The organism is Mesorhizobium sp. SP-1A, from assembly GCF_032460275.1.
In the GTDB taxonomy this organism is placed as follows: domain Bacteria; phylum Pseudomonadota; class Alphaproteobacteria; order Rhizobiales; family Rhizobiaceae; genus Mesorhizobium.
In genome coordinates this window covers 683,969-703,701 of the sequence record NZ_JAVXZD010000001.1, presented here as the reverse complement: position 1 = coordinate 703,701, position 19,733 = coordinate 683,969, and the positions used below count along the sequence as shown (strand labels likewise).

General features: G+C 65.8%; 18 protein-coding genes. 6 read left to right on the top strand and 12 right to left on the bottom strand.

What is annotated here, in order from left to right:
* Positions 1-2: 2 nt before the first annotated feature.
* From QU595_RS03370 to lepA, 9 genes are all read right to left on the bottom strand, one after another.
* Positions 3-995 carry a PhoH family protein gene (locus tag QU595_RS03370; RefSeq protein WP_315920674.1) on the bottom strand — a complete coding sequence of 331 codons (993 nt, stop codon included), beginning with the start codon at positions 993-995 and terminating at the stop codon, positions 3-5.
* A gap of 73 nt (positions 996-1,068) precedes the next feature.
* Complete coding sequence (miaB, locus tag QU595_RS03365; RefSeq protein ID WP_315919155.1) at positions 1,069-2,454, bottom strand: tRNA (N6-isopentenyl adenosine(37)-C2)-methylthiotransferase MiaB; 1,386 nt, start codon at positions 2,452-2,454, stop codon at positions 1,069-1,071.
* 63 nt (positions 2,455-2,517) lie between these two features.
* Positions 2,518-3,318, bottom strand: coding sequence for a lysophospholipid acyltransferase family protein (locus QU595_RS03360; RefSeq protein WP_315919153.1), 801 nt, complete (start codon positions 3,316-3,318; stop codon positions 2,518-2,520).
* 26 nt (positions 3,319-3,344) lie between these two features.
* Positions 3,345-3,839 carry an N-acetyltransferase gene (locus QU595_RS03355; protein ID WP_315919152.1) on the bottom strand — a complete coding sequence of 165 codons (495 nt, stop codon included), beginning with the start codon at positions 3,837-3,839 and terminating at the stop codon, positions 3,345-3,347.
* 37 nt (positions 3,840-3,876) lie between these two features.
* Positions 3,877-4,554: a tRNA (adenosine(37)-N6)-threonylcarbamoyltransferase complex dimerization subunit type 1 TsaB gene (gene tsaB, locus QU595_RS03350; RefSeq protein WP_315920672.1), complete on the bottom strand. Its 678-nt coding sequence runs from the start codon at positions 4,552-4,554 to the stop codon at positions 3,877-3,879.
* A gap of 89 nt (positions 4,555-4,643) precedes the next feature.
* Positions 4,644-6,812, bottom strand: a complete 2,169-nt coding sequence (locus QU595_RS03345; protein ID WP_315919150.1) for a malate synthase G — start codon at positions 6,810-6,812, stop codon at positions 4,644-4,646.
* A gap of 129 nt (positions 6,813-6,941) precedes the next feature.
* Positions 6,942-8,996 carry a hydantoinase/oxoprolinase family protein gene (locus QU595_RS03340; RefSeq protein WP_315919148.1) on the bottom strand — a complete coding sequence of 685 codons (2,055 nt, stop codon included), beginning with the start codon at positions 8,994-8,996 and terminating at the stop codon, positions 6,942-6,944.
* Between the two features lie 197 nt (positions 8,997-9,193).
* The gene (locus QU595_RS03335; protein WP_315919147.1) at positions 9,194-10,210 is read right to left on the bottom strand and encodes an acyltransferase; all 1,017 of its coding nucleotides are present in this window, start codon (positions 10,208-10,210) and stop codon (positions 9,194-9,196) included.
* A 279-nt stretch (positions 10,211-10,489) separates the two neighbouring features.
* Positions 10,490-12,301: a translation elongation factor 4 gene (lepA, locus tag QU595_RS03330; protein ID WP_315919145.1), complete on the bottom strand. Its 1,812-nt coding sequence runs from the start codon at positions 12,299-12,301 to the stop codon at positions 10,490-10,492.
* Between the two features lie 217 nt (positions 12,302-12,518).
* Here lepA and QU595_RS03325 point away from each other — a divergent pair, with 217 nt between their 5' ends.
* Complete coding sequence (locus tag QU595_RS03325; RefSeq protein WP_315919144.1) at positions 12,519-13,553, top strand: TadE/TadG family type IV pilus assembly protein; 1,035 nt, start codon at positions 12,519-12,521, stop codon at positions 13,551-13,553.
* A 129-nt stretch (positions 13,554-13,682) separates the two neighbouring features.
* Complete coding sequence (msrA, locus tag QU595_RS03320; RefSeq protein ID WP_410000467.1) at positions 13,683-14,432, top strand: peptide-methionine (S)-S-oxide reductase MsrA; 750 nt, start codon at positions 13,683-13,685, stop codon at positions 14,430-14,432.
* Between the two features lie 79 nt (positions 14,433-14,511).
* Here msrA and QU595_RS03315 read toward each other — a convergent pair whose 3' ends face one another.
* Positions 14,512-14,778 (bottom strand): PepSY domain-containing protein, encoded by a 267-nt coding sequence (locus QU595_RS03315; protein WP_315919143.1) that lies wholly within the window; start codon positions 14,776-14,778, stop codon positions 14,512-14,514.
* A gap of 217 nt (positions 14,779-14,995) precedes the next feature.
* Between QU595_RS03315 and QU595_RS03310 the strand changes: the two genes are divergently transcribed.
* Positions 14,996-15,940 carry an ABC transporter ATP-binding protein gene (locus QU595_RS03310; RefSeq protein WP_315919142.1) on the top strand — a complete coding sequence of 315 codons (945 nt, stop codon included), beginning with the start codon at positions 14,996-14,998 and terminating at the stop codon, positions 15,938-15,940.
* The gene (locus QU595_RS03305) at positions 15,937-16,713 is read left to right on the top strand and encodes an ABC transporter permease (protein WP_315919140.1); all 777 of its coding nucleotides are present in this window, start codon (positions 15,937-15,939) and stop codon (positions 16,711-16,713) included. Before QU595_RS03310 ends, QU595_RS03305 begins: the two co-directional genes overlap by 4 nt.
* Positions 16,714-16,727: 14 nt before the next feature.
* Here the strand turns inward: QU595_RS03305 and QU595_RS03300 are convergent, their stop codons facing one another.
* Complete coding sequence (locus QU595_RS03300) at positions 16,728-17,765, bottom strand: phosphatidylglycerol lysyltransferase domain-containing protein (RefSeq protein WP_315919139.1); 1,038 nt, start codon at positions 17,763-17,765, stop codon at positions 16,728-16,730.
* 82 nt (positions 17,766-17,847) lie between these two features.
* Here QU595_RS03300 and QU595_RS03295 point away from each other — a divergent pair, with 82 nt between their 5' ends.
* Positions 17,848-18,987, top strand: coding sequence for an NAD(P)/FAD-dependent oxidoreductase (locus tag QU595_RS03295; RefSeq protein ID WP_315919137.1), 1,140 nt, complete (start codon positions 17,848-17,850; stop codon positions 18,985-18,987).
* Between the two features lie 20 nt (positions 18,988-19,007).
* Here QU595_RS03295 and QU595_RS03290 read toward each other — a convergent pair whose 3' ends face one another.
* Complete coding sequence (locus QU595_RS03290) at positions 19,008-19,232, bottom strand: hypothetical protein (protein ID WP_315919135.1); 225 nt, start codon at positions 19,230-19,232, stop codon at positions 19,008-19,010.
* Between the two features lie 149 nt (positions 19,233-19,381).
* Here QU595_RS03290 and QU595_RS03285 point away from each other — a divergent pair, with 149 nt between their 5' ends.
* Positions 19,382-19,720, top strand: a complete 339-nt coding sequence (locus tag QU595_RS03285) for a hypothetical protein (RefSeq protein ID WP_315919133.1) — start codon at positions 19,382-19,384, stop codon at positions 19,718-19,720.
* The last annotated feature ends 13 nt before the right edge of the window (positions 19,721-19,733 follow it).

Sequence of the window (19,733 nt, the reverse complement as noted above, 5' to 3'; positions counted from 1 at the left end):
CGTCAGCTCTCGCCGGCAAGGCCGCGGGAGACCTTGCCGTCGCGGTCATAGGCCTTGACGATCTCGGCCACCAGCGGATGGCGCACGACGTCGCTGTCGTTGAAGCGCACGGTGACGATGCCCGGCACGCCGTCCAACACCCGCAGCGCCTCCACGAGACCGGAGCGCGTGTTGGGCGGCAGGTCGATCTGGGTCGGGTCGCCGGTGACGATCATGCGCGAATTCTCGCCCAGCCGCGTCAGGAACATCTTCATCTGCATGGGCGTGGTGTTCTGCGCCTCGTCCAGGATGACGGCCGCGTGTGCCAGCGTGCGGCCGCGCATGAAGGCGAGCGGCGCGATCTCGATGACGCCGGCGCCGATGGCGCGCTCCACCTTGTCGCCCGGCATCATGTCGTAAAGCGCGTCGTAGAGCGGACGCAGATAGGGATCGACCTTTTCCTTCATGTCGCCGGGCAGGAAGCCCAGGCGCTCGCCCGCCTCGACCGCCGGCCGCGACAGGATGATGCGCTCGACCATGCCGCGCTCCAGCAACATGGCCGCATGCGCGACCGCCAGATAGGTCTTGCCGGTGCCGGCCGGGCCGATGCCGAAGGTCATCTCGGACCGCTCCAGCGCGCGCATATAGGCGTCCTGGTTGAGCGAGCGGGCGTAGATCGTCTTCTTGCGGGTCGAAATCTGCGCCGCGGCCATGCGGCCCTTGCGCTCCAGCGTGGGCAGGGTGAGCTGGTCGTCGGCGGCGATGGTCATGCGCACGGCGCCGTCCACGTCGGACTGGCCGATATCGGCGCCCTTCTGGAGGATCTCGTAAAGGCTGTCCAACGCCCGGCGCGCCTGCTCGGCCGCCACCGGATCGCCCTTGATGGTCAGCTGGTTGCCGCGTGAGCGGATATCGACGCCGAGCTTCTGCTCGAGCCTTGCGAGGTTCTCGTCGAACTGGCCATACAGCGCGCTGGCGAGCTTGTTGTTGTCGAAGGTCAGTACGATATGCGCCATGTCCGAGGCCCCGGATTGGGGTACGGTCTTCAGGTCGGCAGCGCTCAACCGTCTCTCCTCTCAGATGCCGGGTTCACGCCGGCTCGGCAAACAGGCTGTTCTGGCCCGTTCCCTTGATTCGTACCTCGATAATGTCGCCGATTCCGCCGGCCTTTTCATCAACAATCACAGGCTGCAACCACGGCGAGCGGCCGACCTTCTGGCCGGCCTTGCGGCCGGGCTTCTCGATCAGCGTCGACATCGTCCTGCCGATCATTGAAACCGTGAACGCGTGTTGTTGTTCCGCGACCAGCGCCTGAAGCCGCTGCAGGCGCTCGTCCTTGGCCGCTTCCTCGACATGGCCGCCCATCTCGGCGCCGGGTGTGCCCGGCCGCGGCGAATATTTGAAGGAGAAGGCCGAAGCGTAACCGACCTCGCGCACGATTTCCATCGTCGCCTCGAAATCCTTGTCCGTCTCGCCCGGAAACCCGACGATGAAATCGCCCGACATGGCGATGTCGGCCCGCGCCGCGCGGATGCGCTCGATCAGGCGCAGATAGTCGGCGGCCGTATGGCGCCGGTTCATCGCCTTGAGGATACGGTCGGAGCCGGACTGCACCGGCAGGTGCAGATAGGGCATCAGCGCGGCGAGGTCGCGGTGGGCCTCGATCAGTTCGTCGTCCATGTCGCGCGGATGGCTGGTGGTGTAGCGCAGCCGCGACAGGCCCGGGATTTCGGCCAGACGGTAGAGCAGCCGGCCGAGCCCCCATTCCCTCCCGTCCGGTCCCTCGCCGTGCCAGGCGTTGACGTTCTGGCCGAGCAGGGTCACCTCGCGCACGCCGGCCTCGGCCAGTCGCTCGGCTTCGGCGACGATCTGCGCCACCGGGCGCGAAACCTCGGAGCCGCGCGTATAGGGCACGACGCAGAAGGTGCAGAACTTGTCGCAGCCCTCCTGCACGGTAAGGAATGCGGTCACGCCGCGCCGCGCCACTTCTGCCTTTTTCGGCTGCGGCAGATGCGCGAACTTGTCCTCGATGGCGTATTCGGTCTCCACGACCTTGCCGCCCTCGCGCACCCTGGCCAGCATGTCGGGCAGGCGATGATAGGTCTGCGGGCCGACGACCAGATCGACGACCGGCGCCCGGCGCACGATCTCGCGCCCTTCCGCCTGCGCCACGCAGCCCGTGACGCCGATCAGCGTCTCGCGGCCGACTTCGGCGCGCGCGGCCTTGAGCTGGCGGATGCGTCCCAGTTCGGAATAGACCTTCTCGGCCGCCTTCTCGCGGATATGGCAGGTGTTGAGCAGGACGAGATCGGCATCCTCGATTACGTCGGTCGGGGCATAACCGTCGGCCGCCAACGCGTCGGTCATGCGCTGGGAATCGTAGACGTTCATCTGACAGCCATAGGTCTTGACGAAGACCTTCCTGGCGGTTCCGGCGTCGTTTTTTTCCTGCTGGGCGGTCGTTTCCAGTTCCATGCAGCGGCTTCTAGAGCATTTTTCGGCAAACCAACAGACGATTCCGCGATCGCAGCACGACCTTCACCGGCTGGGACGGGGCGCCGCCAGCGCAGCCTGCATCATCTCGGCCACGCGGCGCTCGATCAGTTTCGCCGTCTCCTTCCGGCTGGACTCCGCCGTGAAGGCGACCGGCTCGCCGAAATGCACTTCCACGTCCATGGCGCCGTCGGCCAGCAGGCCCACCAGATGAGGGGCCAGATCCTGGTCGCCGATCCAGGCGGCGTGAGGGCGGTGCGCGCGTCCCATCGGCACGCCGTGCAGGCGCGTATAGGCGATCGCCACCGGCTGGATGAACACTTTTTCGCCCGCGCCTTCGGAAATGACCATGGAGGCCGCGCCGAACAGCGTGCTCTTGAACGGCAGCATGGCGTTGCCGTCGCCGGTCGTGCCTTCGGCGAACAGCACCATGGCGTCGCCCCTGGCCATGCGCTGCCCGATCTCGCTCGCCTGCCTGCCGGAGCTGCGCCGCCGCTCCCGTTCGACGAAGGCGGTGCGCTGAAGCTTGGACAGCCAGCCGATCAGGGGCCAGCCTTCCATATCGGCCTTGGCGATGAAATTGACGTCCACCAGAGACCCCAGCACGACGATGTCGGTCCAGGACACATGGTTGGAAGCGACCAGAAGCGGCCTCTCCTTCGCCAGCGCGCCATGCGCGTGGACGCGAATGCCGAGGGCGCGCACCATGCAGCGGTGCCACAGCCGCGGCATCAGCGTTTCGCGCCACAGGCCGGTCTTCAACGTCAGCACCTGCAGCAGCGCCAGCACCGTTGTGGTGGCGGCGATGAAGGCGAATGCCAGCCCGATCCTGATTTTCGCGATCATCTGCGCTTCCCGAACCCAGGCGGCAGCTAGCGAAGATCGCGGCGCATGACAAGCGCGCCGGTGGGACCGTGTTCGGTCGACTTGTAGTAGTTCGGCCGCTTGCCGACCTCGCGGAAGCCCAGCCCGCGATAGAGCGCGATGGCCGGCGCATTGGTTTCGTCGACTTCGAGGAACAGCGCCTCGGCGCGCTGGCCATGCAGTTCGCGCAGCACGGCATCCATGAGCCGCCAGCCCAGGCCGCGACGGCGGTGGGCACGGGCGACGGCGACCGTCAGGATTTCCCCCTCGCCGGCCGCGACGCGCGCCAGCACGAAACCGACCGGCGCGGATGCGCCCCGGCCGACCTCGCGGGCGGCGAAGCCGAAAACCGTTTCCTGATCGAGCAGGGTGGCGAACTCGCTCTCGGCCCAGGGCCGCACGAAATCCTCCTGATGGAGCACGGCCAAGGCCGGGCTGTCGTCCAGCCTCAGCGTCGAAAGCGCGTAATCCCTGCGGCGTGGCTTCAAGAAAGGAACGCGCATCTGCCCCATCCATTGTCGACGCGCCGCGCCATATCGCTCACGGCGTCTTCCTCGGAAGCACGAAACCGGCCTGCGGCTTCGCGTCCGCTTCGCGCAGATAGACCGGGCGCGGCTTTTCTCCCGGCTGCTTCGCAGCCGCGAGGCGAGCATAGACGGCGATGTCCGCCGTCGCCGCAGCCGGGCCGATGTCGAGACCGCCGCCGACGGCCTCCGCGATGCGGCGCGCGGCGGTGCCGGCCAGTACGGGAGATGTGCCGCGGGTCATGGCGGTGGCGTCCTCAAGGGTGAAAGCGGCAGGTCCGCGCGTGAGTGTGCCATCTTTTTCGTAGAATGCCGCATGGATCTCGTCGCGGCCCGCATCCAGCGCGGCCAGAACCGGCCGTCCGGGAAACGCATCCTGCGCCTCAGCGGCCAGCGCTTCCAGCGTGGTCACGCCGATCGCCGGGACTTTCAGCGCCAGGGCCAGCCCGCGCGCGGCCGAAACACCGACGCGCAGACCGGTGAAGGAGCCGGGCCCCACCGAAACGGCCACGGTCCCGAGGTCGGCATAGGTCTTTTCCGCGTTTTTCAACGCCCCCTCGATCACGGCCATCAGGTGCTCGGCATGTCCCTTGCCGAGGTCCAGAACGGAGCGGCCAAGCTCCCGACCCGCCCCGGCATCGTAGACGCAGGCGGCGCACAGACTTGCCGAACAGTCGATGGCGAGCAAGATCATCGGCAAGGACGACGCTCCGCTTCACTCCCCTTGAGCGGGAGATGGCCGGCGGGCCAGAGGGGGGTGAGAGGAAACGGCACCGCCAAGACCTAAGAGCCTGCGCCTTTCTCCTTTGCCTTCAATTCCAGCCGGCGTGCATGCAGGATCGGCTCGGTATAGCCGTTCGGCTGGGCGCGCCCCTTGAAGACCAGATCGCAGGCCGCCTGGAAAGCGATGGAATTGGCGAAATCGGGAGCCATCGGCTTGTAGAGCGGATCACCTGCGTTCTGCAGATCGACGATGGCCGCCATGCGCTGCAGAGAATCCCGCACCTGGATTTCGCTGCAGATGCCGTGATGCAGCCAATTGGCCATGTGCTGCGAGGAGATGCGCAGCGTGGCGCGGTCCTCCATCAGCCCGACGTCGTTGATGTCGGGAACCTTGGAGCAGCCGACGCCCTGGTCGATCCAGCGCACGACATAGCCGAGGATTCCTTGCGCGTTGTTGTCCAGCTCGCGCTGGATCTCGTCCGGGGTCCAGTTCGGGCGCACGACGACCGGCACCGACAGGATATCCTCGAGCCGGGCCTTCTGCCGTCCCTTCAGGCTTTCCTGCACCGCCTTCACGTCGACCCTGTGGTAATGCGTGGCGTGCAGCGTGGCGGCCGTGGGCGACGGCACCCAGGCGGTGTTGGCGCCGGCCTTGGGATGCCCGATCTTCTGCTCCAGCATCGCGGCCATCAGGTCGGGCATGGCCCACATGCCCTTGCCGATCTGCGCATGGCCGGAGAGCCCGCATTCGAGGCCGGTGTCGACGTTCCAGTTCTCATAGGCGGCGATCCACGCCGCCTGCTTCATGTCGCCCTTGCGGATCATCGGGCCGGCTTCCATCGAGGTGTGGATCTCGTCGCCGGTGCGGTCGAGGAAACCGGTGTTGATGAACACCACCCGCTCCTTGGCGGCGCGGATGCATTCCCTGAGGTTGACGGTGGTGCGCCGCTCCTCGTCCATGATGCCCATCTTCATGGTCTTGCGCGGCATGCCGACCAGCCGCTCGACCCGGTCGAAGATCTCGACCGCGAAGGCCACTTCCTCGGGCCCGTGCATCTTCGGCTTCACGACATACATGGAGCCGGCGCGCGAATTGCCCCGGCGGCCGTTCTGGCCGACATCGTGCAGGGCGATCAGCGCCGTCACCGCCGCGTCCATGATGCCTTCCGGCACTTCCGTATCGTCCTCCAGCAGGATGGCGGGATTGGTCATCAGGTGCCCGACATTGCGCACCAGCATCAGCGAGCGGCCGGGAAGCTGAAGCTTGCCGCCATCCGGCCTTGTATATTCGCGATCCGGGTTGAGACGGCGCGTCACCGTCTTGCCGCCCTTGTCGAAGCTTTCGGACAGGTCGCCCTTCATCAGGCCAAGCCAGTTGCGATAGGCCACCACCTTGTCCTCGGCATCGACGGCGGCAACCGAATCCTCGCAGTCCTGGATGGTGGTGAGGGCGGCCTCGAGCACGACATCGGAAATGCCGGCCGGATCGGTCTTGCCGATGGCGCTATCGCGGTTCACCACGATCTCGGCATGCAGCCCGTTCCTGACCAGAAGCACCGCCTCCGGGTTCGCCGCTTCGCCGCGATAGCCGACGAACTGAGCGGGATCGGCAAGGCCCGTCTCGCCGACGGCGAGTTGCCCGTCCTTCACGGCAAGCGCGCCGGCATTTGCCCAGGACCCTTCCTTCAGAGGCGCGGAGGTGTCCAGAAAATCCTTCGCCCAGGCGATGACCTTCCCGCCGCGCCTGGGGTTGTAGCGCTTGCCCTTTTCCGCGCCGTCGGTTTCGGGAATGGCGTCGGTGCCGTACAGCGCATCGTAAAGCGAACCCCAGCGGGCATTGGCGGCATTCAGCGCGTAGCGCGCGTTGGTCACCGGCACGACAAGCTGCGGCCCGGCGACCACGGCGATCTCGGGATCGACATTCTCCGTCGCGACCTGGAAAGCCGGCCCGTCCGGCAGCAGATAGCCGACCTCCCGCAGGAACTCCTTGTAGACGCGCATGTCATGCGGCGCGCCGTGCTCCCGGTACCACTGGTCGATCCTGGCCTGGATGTCGTCGCGCTTCTTCAGGAGCGCCCGGTTCTTCGGGGCAAGATCATGGACGATGGCGGAAAGGCCGGTCCAGAATTTCTCGGCGTCCACGCCGGTGCCGGGCATCGCTTCCTGGTTGACGAAGTCATGGAGTTCGCGGGCGATCTTCAGGCCGGCGATCTCGACGCGATCGGTCATCAGTATTCTCCAGAACCGTCGCCGGAAAAGGAGCCGGCGACCTTTACTTGCGGCGGGCTTTGGCACGTCAACCGGCCGGGGTCAATTCTTCCGGAGCTTCAAATCCCGGTGCCCGCCCACTCAACCGTTTTAGACGGCGATGCGCGGCCTGCCCGAGGCGGTCGCGACGATATGCGCCTCGATGAACATGCGCTGGCCCTCCACCGTGGAGGCGCGGATGTCGCGGGCGATGTCGATCTCGGCCTCGTCGGTGCCGGCGCTGCGCGCGCGCTCGACCACGATGGCGCGGATATCGGCCTCGGCCGCGGCAAGCGCCGGTTCCTCCTCGGTGAAATCGCGGATCGTGTCGCCGGACGAGACCCGGAACAGCCCTTCCCTGGGCTGGCTGACGCGCGCCTCCACCGAGACCCGCACCTGTCCCACCACGGCGCCCAGCGCGTTGGCGACGTCGGTGTCTTCCGGCACGACGCATCTGTTGCCGAGGAGCGGCGGCAGCCCGGCATAGTGCAGCGGCGCCGAGGCTCCCAGGCCGATGACGGGCCTGTCGAGCGCCACGGTGAGCAGGGCGATGCCCGGATGCGCATCCACCGCGCGCTGCACCAGCGCATGCGCCACGGTGGCGGCACCGTCCAGCCCATCCTCCGAGAAGGCGGTTTCCAGTATGTATTCGGCCGACCAGCGGGTGAGCGCCCTGAGCACGCGTTCGCAAAACGCTTCGGCCGTCGCCGCGATGGCCTGGCCGCGCCCGTCGCGGCGGCGGGCAAACAATTCGGCGCCCAGGCGGGCGGCCTCGGCATCCCAGTTCGCCTGCCTGCCCAGCACATGGGCGGCATCCGAAGGGGTGAAGCCTGCGACATGCACCAGCCCGCGCGCCACCAGCCGGTTCAGCGTCGCGTTCTGCGCGTTGGAGGCGAGCAGGGCGTCGAGCGGCTGCGGCGTTTCGGTGATCGAGGCATAGAGCCGCGCCTCGGAACTGCCGAGCCCGGCGGCGAGCCGTTCCGGCACGCCGGTGCGGAAGGCGAAGCGACCGTCCATGCGGCCGGCGTTGGGCGCGCGCAACTGCCGCTCCAGTTCGCCGGTCACGGCCTTGCCATGCGCCATGCCGACCAGCGCCAGCGGCACGAGGCGGCGAGGCCCGAGGATCAGGCGCGGGTCCAGCACCCCCTCCTGCAGGGCCACTTCCGAATCGCCGCCTAGGCCGAAGGTGCGCATCGCCACCGCCTCGACCATGGTGCGGAAGCCGCCGACCGTGGCGCCCTCCGGATCGAGCCGCGGCCGCCCCTTGTCCAGCACGGCGACGTCCGTCGTGGTGCCGCCGATGTCCGAAACCACGGCGTCGTCCAGGCCGGTCATATGGCGGGCGCCGACCAGCGAGGCCGCCGGGCCGGACAGGATCGTCTCGATGGGCCGCCGGCGGGCGAAAGCGGCCGAAACCAGCGCGCCATCGCCACGCACCACCATCAGGGGCGCTGCGATGCCGCGCTTGCCCAGGAACCCTTCCGTCGCGGCGACCAGCCGGTCGATCATGGAAATCAGCCGTGCGTTGAGCAAGGTGGTCAGCGCCCGGCGCGGACCGCCGAGCTTCGAGGACAGCTCGTGCGAAGAGGTGACCGGCAGGCCGGTCTTCTCGCGGATGAGGTCGCAGGCCGCGAGCTCATGCGCGGGATTGCGGGTGGCGAAATAGGAGCAGACGGCGAAGCCGGACACGGTTCCGGCCAATTCCGGGAGCGCCGCCTCCAGCGCCGCGAGATCGAGCACGCCGGCATTGCCGTGGACGTCGTGCCCGCCGGGACAGAACACGACCGGATCGGTGCCGAGCGCCTTCTTCAGCCCGTCGCGGGCGAGGTCCTCCTCGGAAAAACCGATCATGACCAGCGCCACGCGGCCGCCCTGCCCTTCGACCAGCGCGTTGGTGGCGAGCGTGGTGGACATCGAAACCAGCTTTATCCTGGCCGGGTCGACGGCGGCCTTTTCCAGCACCGCATCGACAGCGCCGGAAATGCCGACGGCCAGGTCGTGGCGCGTGGTCAGCGACTTCGCCTTGGCCAGCACCGTGCCCCGGCCCTCCTGCCCCTTGGCGCCGCCCGCCTCGGACCACAGCACCGCGTCGGTATAGGTGCCGCCGGTGTCGATGCCGAGGAACAAGGGCGCCTGTGCGGGAAGAAGATCGGTTCTGGAATTCATGGCGGCGGTCCCGGCAGGCTTGAGCGGTTTTCAAAGGCAACGACCCCGCGGAGCGGCTGCCGTTCCATCTTTTTGCTTTGACGCACCCCTGCGACGCCGGATCTCGTCCTCGGCCGCCGGGTGCTTCGCAAGCCCTTAGCCCAAGCCGGCGCGAAGCGAAATCGCCAGAGCCCCGCTTTCACAGGCCCAGAGGGCCGTCACCAGTTCCTGTTCAGCCAGCGGCGGGCGGGCTGTTCGATCAGATAGAAGCTCGACAGCGCGCACAGAAAGGTGAGAGCCAGCATGGGCAGCACCGGACTGCCCTGGAAATAGACGAATTTGTAGAAAGGCTGCTGCCACAGATAAAGCGAATAGGACCAGAGGCCGAGTTGCACGGCCGGCCGCAGCGAGAGCACGCCCGTGAGGCCGCGCGGCGCGAAATCGAGCGTGTTGACCGCGATCGCCAGGAACAGGGTCCCGACGATGTAATGCAGCGGCATCGGGACCGCGTCGAGGAAGAAGACGACGCCGCAGAGCGCGGCCACCGGCGCGAGATACCGACCCTGCATCAAAACCTTCCAGCGCGGAGAGGTCTTCAGCCAGCAGATGAGGGCTGAGACCAGGATCGAGGCGACATGGGTGTCGGTGCGCCAGTAGCTCGCCTCGAAATCGAGCCCGAACACCCACCAGGAAACCGCGCCGCTGGCCATCGCCGCCACGGTGAAGACGGCGAGCACGGCCGCGAGCCGGCCCCGGCTGACCAGGACGCTCACCAGCGCCAGCATGATATAGGCGTGCTCCTCCACGCAGAGCGACCAGATGTGGTCGAGCGCGCCGGCCCGATTGATGAGGATGCCGACATAATTGTAGGTGAAGGTGAGCGCAGTGAGCGCCGCCTTCCATTTATAGGCGACGAACGTGCCGGCGAAGATCACCATGCCGGCCAGCACGAACACCACGAGCGCGGGATAGATGCGCGCGAAACGCCGCTTGAAGAAGGGTTTGAGCGGATAGTTCTCGATGAACAGGATCTCGGCCATCAGCCGGCCGCTGAGCACGAAGAAGAACTCGACGCCGAGCAGGCCGAGATTGATGCCGGGGACCGGCAGGAAATGGCCGATGAGGACGAGCGCGATGGAAAGGCCGCGCCAGCCGTCGAGATAGAGGACGCGCGCGCGGGAAGGCCGCAGCGAAGCGGCCTCGGACCGCATCTGGGTCACCGTCAAATCCGTCAAGCCGAACTCCCTGAACAGACCGAACCGGCGGGCGACCCAGCCCGTTACGCCACCGGCGGGACCGGAAAACTAGTTAAAGTGATTGTGCGGCGCAATAAAAAATCGTCCGGCAATGTCGAGCGCCGGATCAATTAAGTTCCTGAAGAGAAACCCTATGTGATGCGGGCCCAATTTCCGCCGAATATTTGCCGTAATTCGCGACACGATTTCGGCCCGTCACGAAGGGTGGAAGTTTTTGCTTCCAGGAGGACGCACGGCGAGGAGATATCCTCCCTCCCGTCAATCCCCCATCTTCAGCGCCTGGATGAACGCCTCTTGCGGGATGTCCACCTTGCCGAACTGGCGCATGCGCTTCTTGCCTTCCTTCTGCTTGTCCAGCAGCTTGCGCTTGCGGGTCACGTCGCCGCCATAGCACTTGGCCGTCACGTCCTTGCGCAGCGCCGAGATCGTCTCGCGGGCGATGATCTTGCCGCCGATGGCCGCCTGGATCGGGATCTTGAACATGTGCTGCGGGATCAGTTCCTTCAGCTTCTCGCACATGGCGCGACCGCGCTTTTCCGCCGCCGTGCGGTGCACCAGCATGGACAGCGCGTCCACCGGTTCGTCATTGACCAGGATAGACATCTTGACCAGGTCGCCCTCGCGATAGTCGGTCAGGTGATAGTCGAAGGAGGCGTAGCCCTTGGAGATCGACTTCAAGCGGTCGTAGAAATCGAAAACCACCTCGTTGAGCGGCAGATCGTAGACCAGCATGGCGCGCTTGCCGACATAGGACAGGTCGGCCTGGATGCCGCGCCGGTCCTGGCACAGCTTCAATATGCCGCCGAGATAATCGTCCGGGGTGAGGATGGTGGCGCGGATCCACGGCTCCTCGATATGGTCGATCCTGACCAGGTCGGGCATGTCTGCCGGGTTGTGCAGTTCCACCATGCGCCCGTCGGTCAGGTGCATCTGGTAGACGACGCTCGGGGCCGTGGCGATCAGGTCGAGGTCGAACTCGCGCTCCAGCCGCTCCTGGATGATCTCCAGATGCAGCAGACCGAGGAAGCCGCAGCGGAAGCCGAAGCCGAGCGCGGCCGAGGTCTCCATCTCGTAGGAGAAGGAGGCGTCGTTGAGGCGCAGCTTGCCGACGGCCGCGCGCAAATCCTCGAAATCGGCAGCGTCCACGGGGAAGAGGCCACAGAACACCACGGGCTGGGCCGGCTTGAAGCCCGGCAGCGCCTGAAGCGTCGGGCGGCGGTCCTCGGTGATGGTATCGCCGACGCGGGTGTCGGCCACTTCCTTGATCGAGGCGGTGATGAAGCCGAACTCGCCGGGGCCGATCTCGTCGGCCTGCACCATCTTGGGCGTGAAGAAGCCGGTGCGCTCGACCGGATATTTCGCGCCGGTGCCCATCATGCGGATGGTCTGGCCCTTCTTCAGCACGCCGTCGATGACGCGCACCAGCACGATGACGCCGAGATAGGCGTCGTACCAGCTGTCGACCAGCATCGCTTTCAGCGGCGCGCTGCGGTCGCCCTCGCGCGGCGGCGGCAATTGATGGACGACGGCTTCCAGCACCTCCTCGATGCCGATGCCGGTCTTGGCCGAGATCAGCACGGCCTGGGAGGCGTCGATGCCGATCACCTCCTCGACCTGTTCCTTGATGCGGTCGGGCTCGGCGGCCGGCAGGTCGATCTTGTTCAGCACCACGACGATCTCGTGGTCGTTGTCGATGGCCTGGTAGACATTGGCCAGCGTCTGCGCCTCGACGCCCTGGGAGGCGTCCACCACCAGCAACGAGCCCTCGCAGGCGGCGAGGCTGCGCGACACCTCATAGGCGAAGTCGACATGGCCCGGCGTGTCGATGAGGTTGAGGACGTAATCCTCGCCGTTCCTGGCGCGATAGTTCAGGCGCACGGTCTGCGCCTTGATGGTGATGCCGCGCTCGCGCTCGATGTCCATGTTGTCGAGCACCTGCTCCTTGCCGGCCATCTCGCGCGCGTCCAGCGCCCCCGTCATCTGGATGAGGCGGTCGGCGAGCGTGGACTTGCCATGATCGATATGGGCGACGATGGAGAAGTTGCGGATGTGGTCGAGCGGTGTGGTCATGGCCGCGGCCTATAAAGCATTCGCACGCAAGTTGGAAACCGGATTTCAGCGGCCGGTCCACAAAGCGCGCCGGCATATGGCGGGTTCGCGGCCATTGCGCCGCAAGGCCGGGGAGCCAAAGCATCGCGCGTGGCCGCTAAAACTTTACCGATTCGATTAGCAAGCCTTTCGCTTCCCGCTGCTAGTTTGCCCGCCACGTCTCGCCGAAGAGGGCAATATGCGCAACATGTGTGGCCGGTTCACCAGGTCCGAACGCGGTTCGTTCCTGCCGGTTTTTGCCATTGGCCTGGTGCCGCTGGTGCTGGCCGTCGGCATGTCGGTGGATTACACCATGGCCGTGTCCGACAAGGCCTCCATGCAGAACGCGCTCGATGCGGCGGTTCTGTCGCTGACCACCATGGACAAGACCGCAACCGATGCCGACCGGCAGGCAAACCTGCAAAGCGCCTTCATCGCAAATGGCGGCCAGGGCACGGCCACCCTGAAGTCCGCCGTGTTCGGCGCGGACGGGTCCGTCTCGTTGTCGGCCACGGCCAGCTATTCGATGCCGACCAATTTCATGAACCTCGCCATGATCAAAAGCGTGCCGATCGGCGTTTCCACCAGCGCGAAGAAGAACCCGGCACTGGTGAACGCCAGTTTCAAGATCGACAAGGCGTCGGGATACTGGGACAAGAAGATCACGCTTTACGGCACGCAGTTCGGCCAAAGCACCGCCGTTCCGCTCATGCAGATCACCTACGTGTATAACGGCAAGGGCGGCACGAAAGGCTACGGCACCACCACCGTGCTCACGCCGGACAACAAGGGCAATTTCACGGTCGTGGCGCAGCAGCAAACCTGCACCAGCACCACCAAGAAGGCAGACGCGCCGGCCGGATCGTTCAAGGACGGCAACCTCTACACAAGTTGCAACATGAACGTGGCGAGTGCTACCGGCGCCTCCATCGACGTAAGCAAGATGAACGCGCTCTACCTGCAGATGGACGTGACCACCGGAACCAAGGCGACAATGAAGTCGAACGACCCGAAAACGTCGAACTTCATGTATCTGAACGGCACCCAGATCGCCAGCGGCAAGACTGTGGACATCTTCACGGCTGTGCCCTGCGGCCAGCCGAGCACGCAGGCATGGGAAGACGGCGGCAACAACCCGCCATCCCCGGACGTGACCAACGCGGACTTCTTCTACACGGTCACCGGCAAATGCGACTTCAACAAGCGCCCGTCCGAGACCGTGCTCACGCAATAACGCTTTCACCAGACGCGATGCGCGCGGTCACACGGCCGCGCACGGGTTTGTGAGGCGCATGTGTAGCGCTTCCGGTCTATGGTCCAGGCTCGATAGCCGTCCCGGTGGGGAGCGAGAGCGGAGCGGATCATGCCGAACGAAAAAGATACTGAACACAGCTCGCCAAGGGCAGCATCGGGCAAGGCGCTGGCCGCCGCCACGTTGATGCTGGCAGGCGCGGCATTCGCCCTGTGGCATCTGCCATCGGCAAAGGCCGCGGAGGAGGCGGTGAAGATACCGCCGCCGGCGATGGACGAGAAGGCTGCGACCGGCCAGGAAAAGGCCGTGTTCGCGGGCGGCTGCTTCTGGGGCGTGCAGGGCGTGTTCCAGCACGTGAAGGGCGTGAAGAACGCCGTGTCCGGCTATGCGGGCGGCTCCAGGGCCGACGCCGAATACGAGACCGTGGGCACCGGCACCACCGGGCACGCCGAGTCGGTCGAGATCACCTACGATCCGTCAAAAATCACCTACGGACAACTCCTGCAGGTCTATTTCTCGGTGGCGCACAATCCGACCCAGTTGAACTATCAAGGCCCGGATCAAGGCACGCAGTACCGCTCGACGATCTTCGCGGCGAACGGCCAGCAGAAGAAGATCGCACAGAGCTATATCGCCCAACTCGACAAGGCCAAGGTGTTCGGCGGGCCGATCGTGACCACGCTCGAAACCGGCAAGGCGTTCTATCCGGCCGAGAAGTACCACCAGGATTTCCTCACCCTGAACCCGACCTATCCCTATATCGTGTATAACGACCTGCCGAAGATCGAGGCGCTGAAGCGCCTGTTCCCAGGCCTCTACAGCGAAAAGCCGGTTCTGGTGATGGCACAGGCCAAGAGCTGAGGCGCAAGCCGCCGAAGCGGCGCGCCCCGCACGCCCCCGGGGGATCGCGCGAGCCGCCGAGCCGAGCGGCGTGAGCGGTCTATTGCGGGCTCTTGGTCTCGCCGGTCACCGGATCGAACTTCATTTCGACCTTGGCGTTGTCGGTGGTGTAATAGGTGACGTCGTAGCCGCCATCACTCCATTCGGCATCCGAAACGTAGCGGAAGTCGGGCCGCTGCTCGACCTTGGCGATAATCTCGGACAATTTCTTCGAGTTCGGCGGCGGCGTCCTGTCCTTGGTCTGGGCATAGGCGGACCCGCACAGGCAGGCGCTTGCCAGCAAGGCGGCGGCGGCGATTTTCAGCATGGTTTCCCTCATCGATGCGCCGACCGGACCGGTCGGCCAAGGTGAAACTCAAACGGAAGCGCTTCGTTCCGCAACCGGGCAATTTGTCCGCTGGTGGCGAGATATGTCAGGAGCCGCATTGACTCCGTCTTGCCGCGACCGACATTTGTGCAGCACAAACACGCCTTTCGAATCCCTTGGCGTCTTCCTTTCAGCCCATTTTTGCGAAGCTTGGTCCATGCAGCCCGCGCCTTCCATTGCCCCGGCACTTTCCATCGCCAACGTGTCCAAGACCTATGCGTCCGGCTTCGCGGCGCTGAAGGACATCAATCTCGACATCAGGCGCGGGGAGATTTTCGCCCTGCTGGGGCCCAACGGCGCCGGCAAGACGACGCTGATCTCGATCGTGTGCGGCATCGTCAACCGCTCCACCGGCACGGTGAGCGTCGAGGGGCACGACATTTCGAGCGACTATCGCGCCGCGCGCAGCCTGATCGGGCTGGTGCCGCAGGAACTGACGGTGGAAGCGTTCGAGACCGTGCGTTCGGCGCTTGCCTACAGCCGCGGCCTGTTCGGCAAGCCGGCCGATCCGGCCTTCATCGACAAGGTGCTGAAGGAACTTTCCCTCTGGGACAAGCGCGACGCCAAGATCATAACGCTCTCCGGCGGCATGAAGCGGCGCGTGATGATCGGCAAGGCGCTGGCGCACGAGCCGCAGATCCTGTTCCTGGACGAGCCGACGGCAGGCGTGGACGTGGAGCTGCGCAAGGACATGTGGGCCATGGTGCGGCGCCTGCGCGACAAGGGCGTCACAATCATCCTGACTACCCACTACATCGAGGAAGCCGAGGAGATGGCCGACCGGGTCGGCGTCATCAACCATGGCGAGATCGTCCTCGTGGAGGACAAGACCGAGCTGATGCGCAAGCTCGGCCGCAAGGAATTGCGGCTGGAGCTGCGCAGTCCGATCAGCGCCGTTCCCCAGGCGCTCGCGCATTACGATCTCGAGCTTTCGCAGGACGGCGCAACGCTGACCTACATCTATGACGACCAGGCGGAACGGCCGGGCGTGGCCTCGCTGATGCGCGATCTCGACAGCGCCGAAATAGCGTTCCGCGATCTTGAAACGCGGAAAAGCTCGCTGGAAGAAATCTTCGTCAACCTTGTCAGGAACGAGCCATGAACTCCCGCGCGGTCAATTTTCGCGCCATCTGGGCGATCTACAAGGTCGAGATGGCGCGCACCCTGCGCACGCTGCTGCAGAGCGTGGTTTCGCCGGTGATTTCCACGTCGCTCTATTTCGTGGTGTTCGGCGCCGCCATCGGCTCACGCATCTCGGAGGTGAACGGCGTGAGCTACGGCGCGTTCATCGTGCCGGGGCTGATCATGCTGTCGCTCTTGACGCAGTCCATCTCCAACGCCTCCTTCGGCATCTATTTCCCGAAATTCGTGGGCACGATCTTCGAACTCCTGTCGGCGCCGGTGTCCTATCTGGAGATCGTCGCCGCCTATGTCGGAGCGGCCGCCACCAAGTCGGTGTCGATCGGCCTCATCATATTGGCGACGGCGGCACTGTTCGTGCCGCTGCACATCGAGCATCCCTTCTGGATGATCGGCTTCCTGCTGCTGACGGCCATAACCTTCAGCCTGTTCGGCTTCATCATCGGCATATGGGCGGCGAATTTCGAGCAGTTGCAACTGGTGCCGCTGCTGGTGGTCACCCCGCTGACCTTCCTGGGCGGCTCGTTCTATTCGATCGACATGCTGCCGGGAGCATGGCGCACGGTCACGCTGTTCAACCCCGTCGTCTATCTCATCAGCGGGTTCCGCTGGTCCTTCTTCGGCAAGGCGGACGTGTCCGTCGGCATCAGCCTGACCATGACGCTGGCGTTCCTGCTCGTCTGCATCGGGGTGATCGGCTGGATCTTCCGCACCGGCTATCGCCTGCGCAACTGACCGGGGCAGTAGGCTCAGATCACCTTGAGCAGGCGCAGCAGCGCCAGCATCCCGATCGGGCCGCCGCGCCGGAAGCCGATATAGACGGGCTCCTCGACGCCGTGGAAGCGGCGCTTGAAGGCGGCCTGTCCCTGCAGGTTGAAAATATACCGGTTGACCAGTGCTGACCCGAAGGCGCGCCGGAACGCGCCGCGCCAGAAAGCGCTTTCGGGCATCCCGCTCGGTTCCAGCTCCGCCAGGGGTGACAGGCCGAGGGTGACGGCGCCGACGCCTTCCGCATTGAAGCGTTCGACGGCGAATTTGGTCAGGCCGATCTCGGCGTGGGGCGTCGCGCCGGCCACCTTGCGCTTGAACGAGGTGGTGTAGCCGATCGCGCGCCCGTCCCGCTGGATCGGGTCGAAATCGAGCAGGGCCACGAGATGGCCGCCCGTATCGGCAAGCACGAAGCGGCGCATGCCCGGGCCGGGCACCGCGGCGAAAGGCCGGTTGAGGAACGCCATCTCGCGTCGGCTGACGATGCGGCCCGAACGCCAGTCCGCGGAAAGCCGCTCCACCTCCCCCGCGGCAAATGTGCCGGTATCCTCGGCCAGGCTGTAGCCGTTCTTCTGCAGCCAGCGCAGCGAATAGCGCACGGTTTCGTTGCGCTTGCCGGAGAAATCGTGCGCCGGCAGCGGCAGGCGCGTATCCACGCCGACGCGGCCGACCCGGTAGCCGAGGCCGGACAGGATCCGCGCCGTGCCTTCACCCGCCTGCACGAACCAGGGCTGCCCGGCCGCCGCGATGAAATTCCGGATCAGGCTTTCGCGGCGGGCCGGCGCGGCGACCGGATCGGCCAGCGCATAGTGGCGGCCCATCTTGGTGGAAAAGGCGATGTAGCCGTCGGCGTCGCCGAAATAGGAAAGCCCCGGCTGGGTGGCCGTGGAATACGCGAGCGAAAAGTCGCCATGGGCCGAAATCAGCGACAGGCGCTGCGCCAGCGAAAGCTGCGCATGCGGCACGGCCGGCGCGCGCCGGTCCAGAAATCGATCTATGCGCTTGGCCAGCGATGGCATGGTTCCGATCCAGTGCAGCACTATTGCCATAATTATGGTGGCGTCACATACCGGATTTGCAAAAAGGTTGGATCAGGACGACATGACCGCAAACGCGGAACCGGTGATCATCGTGGGGGCCGGTGCGGCCGGGCTGGCCGTCGCCGACGCGCTCGGGCGGCGCGGCATAGCCGCCGTCGTGCTGGAAAAGGCGCCGCATGTCGCCGAGCCCTGGCGCCGGCGCCACCAGCGGCTCAGCCTCAATACGCATAGAGACCTCTCCTACCTGCCCGGCATGCGCTTTCCGGCGGGAACTCCCGCCTTTCCCGCGCGGCAGACCGTCATCGACTATCTGGAGCGGTTTGCAGCCGAACGCGGCATCAGGATCGAGTTCGGCGTCGAGGTGGAGCGCCTCGACCGGAGCGACGGGCACTGGCAATTGCAAACGAGCGCAGGCCCCAGGCAGGCGGGAGAGGTGATCATCGCCACCGGGCGCGACCGGCTGCCCTGGACGCCCGACTGGCCGGGCCTCGCGGATTTCGGCGGCCGGCTCGTCCATGCCGCGGATTTCGGCCGCATGGAAGACTATGCCGGCAAGAAGGTGCTGGTGGCCGGCGCGGGAAACTCCGGCTTCGACGTCCTCAATCATCTCAGCCGCGGCAAGGCCGCCCATATCTGGCTTTCGGCGCGCAACGGCCCGTCGCTGCTGCCCAAGCGGATCGCCAATGTCGCGGTGCAGCGCCTGGGCCTGTTGATGCAGCGGCTGCCGCTTCGGCTGGCGGACGCGGCGATCGCCGCCACGCAGCGGCTGGCCCTGGGCGACCTGAAGCGCTACGGCCTGCCGCCCGCCCCCAAGGGCGGCGCGAGCCGGCTGGCGAAGGAGCACATCGCCATCGCCACCGACGACGGCGCCGTCCGCGCGATCAAGGCCGGTCGGGTCGAGGTGGTGGCGCCGGTGGCGCGTTTCACGGCCGACGGCGTGATACTGGCGAACGGAAGCACCGTCGCGCCGGACGTGGTGATAGCCGCGACCGGCTACCGCACGGGCCTTGAAGGCATGGTCGGCGATCTCGGGGTGCTGGACGGCAAGGGCGTGCCGAAAGCCACGGGAGACGAGCCTACGGGACAGCCCGGCCTGTGGTTCATCGGCATGAAACCCGCCATCGCCGGCAATTTCCATGCCGCCAGCGTTCAGGCGAAGGCGATAGCCGACCGGCTCGCCGCATCACGCCGGACCGGGTGAGGACGTTCGGGACCGCCGCGTCAGGCGATCATCGCGTCGGGAGGCGGCGCCAGAAGTGCCTCCAGCAGCCGCCGTTCGTCTGTGACGCCGGAGGTGTGAAGGGCGAGCAGGGTGAGCGCCATGTCGCGTGCCTCTGGCGAGTCCGGTAGGAGCCCGCGGCAGCGACAGGCCTCGTCGAAGGCGCGTTGCAACCGGGCAAGATCCGGCGGCCTGAACAGGCCACGGTCATTAACTGGCTTTTGCATGGTGATCTCCCAATCTCATTTTAGCACGCGCTGGAAAAACGGCCAGATCGAAGATGAAAAATCGACCGGTCCACACGAACTTGCCGGCCGGCCTTGACCGCGGCTCGCGCGCACGTCCAAAAATGCGTGGACACGGGCGGGAGAACGGTGTGAGCGCTTGGGGACTGGGCCAGCTTGGCCTTTCGACGTTGATTTTCCTGCTCGGCGCAACGGCCGCCAAGCAATGGGGGCTCGCGCCGAGCTTCGGCAAGATCGTGCTGACGCTTGTGCTCTATTCGCTCGGCAACCTCATCATGCTGCGGCTGATCCGCGAATTCGGCATGTCGATCTCCTTCAGCCTCTCCGCCGTGATCCAACTCGTGGCCGTGAACGTCGTGGCGCTCGTCTTCTATGGCGAGCGGCTCGGCCTTTTGCAGGCATGCGGCGTGACGCTGGCCATCGTCTCCGTCGCCCTCATCACGCTTGGGCCGTATTTCGAAGGCAGATAGCCGACGCACCAGC

Coding starts and splice junctions, on each gene's coding strand:
- QU595_RS03360 (WP_315919153.1), bottom strand. CDS start 3,318: ATGATCGCGAAAATCAGGATCGGGCTGGCATTCGCCTTCATCGCCGCC.
- msrA (WP_410000467.1), top strand. CDS start 13,683: ATGCCGAACGAAAAAGATACTGAACACAGCTCGCCAAGGGCAGCATCG.
- lepA (WP_315919145.1), bottom strand. CDS start 12,301: ATGACCACACCGCTCGACCACATCCGCAACTTCTCCATCGTCGCCCAT.
- QU595_RS03295 (WP_315919137.1), top strand. CDS start 17,848: ATGACCGCAAACGCGGAACCGGTGATCATCGTGGGGGCCGGTGCGGCC.
- QU595_RS03300 (WP_315919139.1), bottom strand. CDS start 17,765: ATGCCATCGCTGGCCAAGCGCATAGATCGATTTCTGGACCGGCGCGCG.
- QU595_RS03310 (WP_315919142.1), top strand. CDS start 14,996: ATGCAGCCCGCGCCTTCCATTGCCCCGGCACTTTCCATCGCCAACGTG.
- miaB (WP_315919155.1), bottom strand. CDS start 2,454: ATGGAACTGGAAACGACCGCCCAGCAGGAAAAAAACGACGCCGGAACC.
- QU595_RS03355 (WP_315919152.1), bottom strand. CDS start 3,839: ATGCGCGTTCCTTTCTTGAAGCCACGCCGCAGGGATTACGCGCTTTCG.
- QU595_RS03305 (WP_315919140.1), top strand. CDS start 15,937: ATGAACTCCCGCGCGGTCAATTTTCGCGCCATCTGGGCGATCTACAAG.
- tsaB (WP_315920672.1), bottom strand. CDS start 4,554: ATGATCTTGCTCGCCATCGACTGTTCGGCAAGTCTGTGCGCCGCCTGC.
- QU595_RS03315 (WP_315919143.1), bottom strand. CDS start 14,778: ATGCTGAAAATCGCCGCCGCCGCCTTGCTGGCAAGCGCCTGCCTGTGC.
- QU595_RS03290 (WP_315919135.1), bottom strand. CDS start 19,232: ATGCAAAAGCCAGTTAATGACCGTGGCCTGTTCAGGCCGCCGGATCTT.
- QU595_RS03340 (WP_315919148.1), bottom strand. CDS start 8,996: ATGAATTCCAGAACCGATCTTCTTCCCGCACAGGCGCCCTTGTTCCTC.
- QU595_RS03345 (WP_315919150.1), bottom strand. CDS start 6,812: ATGACCGATCGCGTCGAGATCGCCGGCCTGAAGATCGCCCGCGAACTC.
- QU595_RS03325 (WP_315919144.1), top strand. CDS start 12,519: ATGCGCAACATGTGTGGCCGGTTCACCAGGTCCGAACGCGGTTCGTTC.
- QU595_RS03370 (WP_315920674.1), bottom strand. CDS start 995: ATGGCGCATATCGTACTGACCTTCGACAACAACAAGCTCGCCAGCGCG.